Source organism: Enterobacter cloacae complex sp. P18RS, from assembly GCF_014982105.1.
In the GTDB taxonomy this organism is placed as follows: domain Bacteria; phylum Pseudomonadota; class Gammaproteobacteria; order Enterobacterales; family Enterobacteriaceae; genus Enterobacter; species Enterobacter hormaechei_C.
On the sequence record NZ_JADCKV010000003.1, the window covers coordinates 144,505 to 150,504 of the forward strand.

Consider the following 6,000-nt stretch of genomic DNA (forward strand, 5'->3'; position numbering starts at 1 on the left):
CAGGCTTGCAAAAGAATATACAAAACTCCCGTTTTAAGTTGACTTTTACATGGCAAATCCCCAGAATGCCGCCGTTTGCCAAAAATCCGCTGGCAACACATTTGCATTGATCCATGACATGGTTATGAATTAATATGCAAATAAAGTGAGTGAATATTCTCTGGAGGGTGTTTTGATTAAGTCAGCGCTATTGGTTCTGGAAGACGGAACCCAGTTTATCGGTCGGGCCATAGGGGCAACGGGTTCGGCGGTTGGGGAAGTCGTTTTCAATACTTCAATGACCGGTTATCAAGAAATCCTCACTGATCCTTCCTATTCTCGCCAAATCGTTACTCTTACTTATCCTCATATCGGCAATGTCGGCACCAATGCGGCTGACGAAGAATCCTCTCAGGCACATGCGCAAGGCCTGGTCATTCGCGACCTGCCGCTGATTGCCAGCAACTTCCGCAACACCGAAGACCTCTCTTCTTACCTGAAGCGCCACAACATTGTGGCGATTGCCGATATCGATACCCGTAAGCTGACGCGTCTGCTGCGCGAGAAGGGTGCACAAAACGGTTGTATCATCGCAGGGGATAACCTCGATGCGACGCTGGCGCTGGAAAAAGCGAAAGCCTTCCCGGGACTGAACGGTATGGACCTGGCGAAAGAAGTGACCACCGCTGAAGCCTACAGCTGGACGCAGGGAAGCTGGACGCTGGAAGGCGACCTGCCGGAAGCGAAACCGGAAAGCGAGCTGCCGTTCCACGTGGTGGCCTATGATTTTGGCGCCAAGCGCAACATCCTGCGTATGCTGGTTGACCGTGGCTGCCGCCTGACGGTCGTCCCGGCACAAACGTCTGCGGAAGATGTTCTGAAGATGAACCCGGACGGCATCTTCCTCTCTAACGGTCCTGGCGACCCGGCGCCGTGCGACTACGCTATCGACGCCATCAAGTCCTTCCTTGAAACCGATATCCCGGTATTCGGCATCTGTCTCGGCCATCAGTTGCTGGCGCTGGCGAGCGGAGCGAACACCGTCAAGATGAAGTTTGGCCACCACGGTGGTAACCACCCGGTGAAAGATATCGACAACAACACGGTGATGATCACCGCGCAGAACCACGGCTTCGCTGTGGATGAAGCGACGATGCCGTCTAACCTGCGCGTAACGCATAAGTCACTGTTCGATGGTACCTTGCAGGGTATCCATCGCACCGATAAGCCTGCGTTCAGCTTCCAGGGCCACCCTGAAGCCAGCCCGGGCCCTCACGATGCCGCGCCGCTGTTCGATCACTTCATCGAACTTATCGAGCAATACCGTAAGACCGCTAAATAATCAGGAGCTGAGAAGACCATGCCAAAACGTACAGACATAAAAAGCATCCTGATCCTTGGCGCTGGCCCGATTGTCATCGGCCAGGCCTGCGAATTCGACTACTCCGGTGCGCAGGCGTGTAAAGCCCTGCGTGAAGAGGGTTACCGTGTCATCCTGGTAAACTCTAACCCGGCCACCATCATGACCGACCCGGAAATGGCGGATGCGACCTACATCGAGCCGATTCACTGGGAAGTGGTACGCAAAATTATCGAGAAAGAGCGTCCGGACGCGGTGCTGCCGACCATGGGCGGCCAGACGGCGCTGAACTGTGCGCTGGAGCTGGAGCGTCAGGGCGTGCTGGAAGAGTTCGGCGTGACCATGATCGGTGCGACCGCCGACGCGATTGATAAAGCAGAAGACCGTCGCCGCTTCGACGTGGCAATGAAAAAAATTGGCCTTGATACCGCACGTTCCGGTATCGCGCACAATATGGAAGAAGCGCTGGCCGTTGCGGCTGAAGTGGGTTATCCGTGCATCATCCGCCCTTCCTTCACCATGGGTGGCACCGGCGGCGGCATTGCCTACAACCGCGAAGAGTTTGAAGAAATTTGCGAGCGCGGCCTGGATCTCTCCCCAACCAAAGAGTTGCTGATTGATGAATCGCTGATTGGCTGGAAAGAGTACGAGATGGAAGTGGTGCGTGATAAAAACGACAACTGCATCATCGTCTGCTCCATCGAAAACTTCGACGCGATGGGGATCCACACCGGTGACTCCATCACCGTTGCGCCAGCTCAGACGCTGACCGACAAAGAGTACCAAATCATGCGTAACGCCTCGATGGCGGTACTGCGTGAAATCGGCGTGGAAACCGGCGGCTCTAACGTGCAGTTCTCGGTGAACCCGAAAACCGGCCGTCTGATTGTTATCGAAATGAACCCGCGCGTGTCCCGTTCCTCCGCACTGGCCTCCAAAGCCACCGGCTTCCCGATTGCGAAAGTGGCGGCGAAACTGGCGGTGGGTTACACCCTTGACGAGCTGATGAACGATATCACCGGTGGCCGCACGCCAGCGTCCTTCGAACCGTCCATCGACTACGTTGTGACCAAAATTCCACGCTTTAACTTCGAGAAATTCGTCGGTGCCAACGACCGTCTGACTACCCAGATGAAATCCGTTGGTGAAGTCATGGCGATTGGCCGCACGCAGCAGGAATCCCTGCAAAAAGCACTGCGCGGCCTGGAAGTGGGCGCGACCGGCTTTGACCCGAAAGTCAGCCTGGACGACCCGGAAGCGCTGACCAAAATCCGCCGCGAGCTGAAAGACGCGGGCGCAGAGCGTATCTGGTACATCGCCGATGCCTTCCGCGCGGGCCTGTCCGTCGACGGCGTATTTAACCTGACTAACATCGACCGCTGGTTCCTGGTGCAAATTGAAGAGCTGGTGCGTCTGGAAGAGAAAGTGGCGGAGCTGGGCATCAACGGCCTGGACGCAGACTTCCTGCGCATGTTGAAGCGTAAAGGCTTCGCCGATGCGCGTCTGGCTAAGCTGGCGGGCGTGCGTGAAGCGGAAATCCGCAAGCTGCGCGACCAGTACGACCTGCACCCGGTCTACAAGCGCGTGGACACCTGTGCGGCTGAATTCTCGACCGATACCGCATACATGTACTCCACCTATGAAGAGGAGTGCGAAGCGAACCCGTCCGTCGACCGCGACAAGATTATGGTGCTGGGCGGCGGTCCAAACCGTATCGGCCAGGGCATCGAGTTTGACTACTGCTGCGTACACGCCTCACTGGCGCTGCGCGAAGACGGTTACGAGACCATTATGGTCAACTGTAACCCGGAAACCGTCTCGACCGACTACGACACCTCCGACCGCCTCTACTTCGAGCCGGTCACCCTGGAAGACGTGCTGGAAATCGTGCGCATCGAGAAGCCAAAAGGCGTGATCGTGCAGTACGGCGGCCAGACTCCGCTGAAGCTGGCGCGCGCGCTGGAAGCAGCAGGTGTGCCGGTTATCGGCACCAGCCCGGATGCGATTGACCGTGCGGAAGACCGCGAGCGTTTCCAGCAGGCGGTTGACCGTCTCAAACTGAAACAGCCGGCGAACGCCACCGTGACCGCAATTGAAATGGCCGTTGAGAAAGCGAAAGAGATCGGCTACCCGCTGGTGGTGCGTCCATCCTACGTACTGGGCGGCCGCGCGATGGAAATCGTCTACGACGAAGCGGACCTGCGTCGCTACTTCCAGACGGCGGTGAGCGTTTCCAACGATGCGCCAGTGCTGCTCGACCGCTTCCTCGACGACGCGGTTGAAGTCGACGTGGATGCCATCTGCGACGGCGAAAGGGTGCTGATTGGCGGCATCATGGAGCACATCGAGCAGGCGGGCGTGCACTCCGGTGACTCCGCCTGTTCTCTGCCAGCGTACACCCTGAGCCAGGAGATTCAGGACGTAATGCGCCAGCAGGTGCAGAAGCTGGCCTTCGAGCTTCAGGTTCGCGGCCTGATGAACGTTCAGTTCGCGGTAAAAGACAACGAAGTCTATCTGATTGAAGTCAACCCGCGTGCGGCGCGTACCGTACCGTTCGTCTCCAAAGCGACCGGTATTCCGCTGGCGAAAGTGGCGGCGCGCGTGATGGCTGGCCAGACGCTGGCTCAGCAGGGCGTCACGAAAGAAATTATCCCGCCTTACTACTCGGTGAAAGAGGTGGTACTGCCGTTCAATAAATTCCCGGGCGTTGACCCGCTGTTAGGGCCAGAGATGCGCTCTACCGGGGAAGTGATGGGCGTTGGCCGTACCTTCGCAGAAGCGTTTGCGAAAGCGCAGCTGGGCAGTAGCTCCACCATGAGAAAATCTGGCCGTGCGCTGCTCTCCGTTCGCGAAGGCGATAAAGAGCGCGTGGTTGACCTGGCTGCCAAGCTGCTGAAACAGGGCTTCGAGCTGGACGCCACTCACGGTACGGCGATTGTGTTGGGTGAAGCGGGTATCAACCCGCGTCTGGTGAACAAAGTGCATGAAGGTCGTCCGCACATTCAGGACCGCATTAAGAATGGCGAGTACACCTACATCATTAACACCACCGCAGGTCGCCAGGCGATTGAAGACTCCAAACTGATTCGCCGCAGCGCGCTCCAGTACAAAGTGCATTACGACACCACCCTGAACGGCGGTTTCGCGACGGCCATGGCGCTGAATGCGGATGCCACCGAGAAGGTGATTTCGGTGCAGGAAATGCACGCTCAGATTAGCAAGTAACACACATTGCCCGGTGCCATCCGGTTACCGGGCAATTTTCCCATCTTAAGAACCTTCTGGTTTTTCATCCGCTTTCAGTCAGTTAGCCTAAAATAGTTAGGTCGATAACGAAAATTCAACTGAGAGCAGGGGAATACACCATGCAAAATAAACTACTGATCGCTTCCGTTCTGGCTGCCACCGCAATGTTCACCGTGGCGGGCTGTTCGTCCAATCAGGCCGTAAAAACCACCGATGGCAAAACGATTGTTACTGACGGGAAACCGCAGGTGGATGACGATACCGGTCTGGTATCGTACAAAAACGCCGAAACCGGTCAAACTGAACAGATTAACCGTGACCAGGTTAAATCAATGGGCGAGCTGGATAACTAAAAAAAAGCAGTGGCACATGCCACTGCTTTTTTGCTTCAGGATGATCGATTACCAGCGATGGTTTAACAAAATATGACCGCCGTAGGCGGCATAGCTGTTTTCACCCCACTCGCCGCTGGCACGCAGGGAGATCGTCGTGGTTTCGTTCAGGTTGCCGGTTAAGCCCAACTCTAACTGACCACGATCTTCCGGCGTATCGTTGCTGACGGTCTCGTCGTTGAATGCCAGATCGTTTTGACCAGCACCTTTCAACCAGTTAACCGCAACGTACGGCTGCCAGGCCTTGACGTCCTTCTGCTGGAAGTAGCTTGCTTTAACGCCGAGACGACCAAAGACGCTGTCATTGTCCAGGGTAGTGACGCGTACGCCGTCGCGATCGGTATGATTTTCCTGATCGAGATAGCTGTAAATCACCTGCGCCTGCGGCTCGATCTTCCAGGTGCGTTCATTTTCAGACTGGATTATCCACGCGTGGCCGACTTCAACAGACGCGGCGAAACCTTCACTATCGTAGTCTTCATCGTTGCGATTGCTGGTGACGTTGTTGTTGTACCAGCTGTAAGCGGCCCAGGTATCAACGTAGCTGCCCAGACGTAATTTCTGATCTTCCTGCCAGGTGGCGTACAGCCCAACATTGAAGCCATCAACCTTACCCTGTGCGTCACGTACGTTGTGCTTCGCATCAGAGTGGGTCTTCGCCTGGCCTGCACCGAACATCCCGCCAGCACGCAGGATACCGTTATCCATTGGCTTGCTCATGAAATCGCTGCCGACTTGCAGTACGGTGGTGGTGGTGTCGTAGCTGACTTTATCGCCACCCGCATCGTTCTCGTGATAGCGACCCTTAACGTACATCCAGGTGTTCAGGTCGTCTTCATTGCGGAAGGTGATCTGGTCGCGATCGTCACGCTTATGCAGGAACATGCCCTGTGCGGCAAGGTAGTTACCTAAGTAAGCACCCACTTCAGGTGCCATGACTTCCGGCGTATTATTACCGCCGTTGTCAGTGTTGCCGCCGTTATCGGTGTTACCGCCGTTGTCAGTGTTGCCGCCGTTGTCGGT

General features: G+C 56.2%; 4 protein-coding genes. 3 read left to right on the forward strand and 1 reads right to left on the reverse strand.

Annotation, left to right across the window (positions count from 1 at the left end; genetic code table 11):
* Positions 1-172 precede the first annotated feature (172 nt).
* The 3 genes from carA to INF61_RS02240 all read left to right on the forward strand — a co-directional run bounded on the left by carA (position 173) and on the right by INF61_RS02240 (position 4,938).
* The gene (carA, locus tag INF61_RS02230; protein WP_063413593.1) at positions 173-1,321 is read left to right on the forward strand and encodes a glutamine-hydrolyzing carbamoyl-phosphate synthase small subunit; all 1,149 of its coding nucleotides are present in this window, start codon (positions 173-175) and stop codon (positions 1,319-1,321) included.
* Between the two features lie 18 nt (positions 1,322-1,339).
* Positions 1,340-4,564, forward strand: a complete 3,225-nt coding sequence (carB, locus tag INF61_RS02235; RefSeq protein ID WP_023295906.1) for a carbamoyl-phosphate synthase large subunit — start codon at positions 1,340-1,342, stop codon at positions 4,562-4,564.
* Positions 4,565-4,704: 140 nt separating this feature from the next.
* A complete protein-coding gene (locus INF61_RS02240) occupies positions 4,705-4,938 on the forward strand; it encodes a YgdI/YgdR family lipoprotein (protein ID WP_003856439.1) in 234 nt (77 codons plus the stop codon).
* A 48-nt stretch (positions 4,939-4,986) separates the two neighbouring features.
* On the opposite strand, the gene INF61_RS02245 is transcribed toward INF61_RS02240, so the two are convergent.
* Positions 4,987-6,000: autotransporter outer membrane beta-barrel domain-containing protein (locus INF61_RS02245; protein ID WP_193547489.1), on the reverse strand; the 1,014-nt coding region annotated here is incomplete at its 5' end.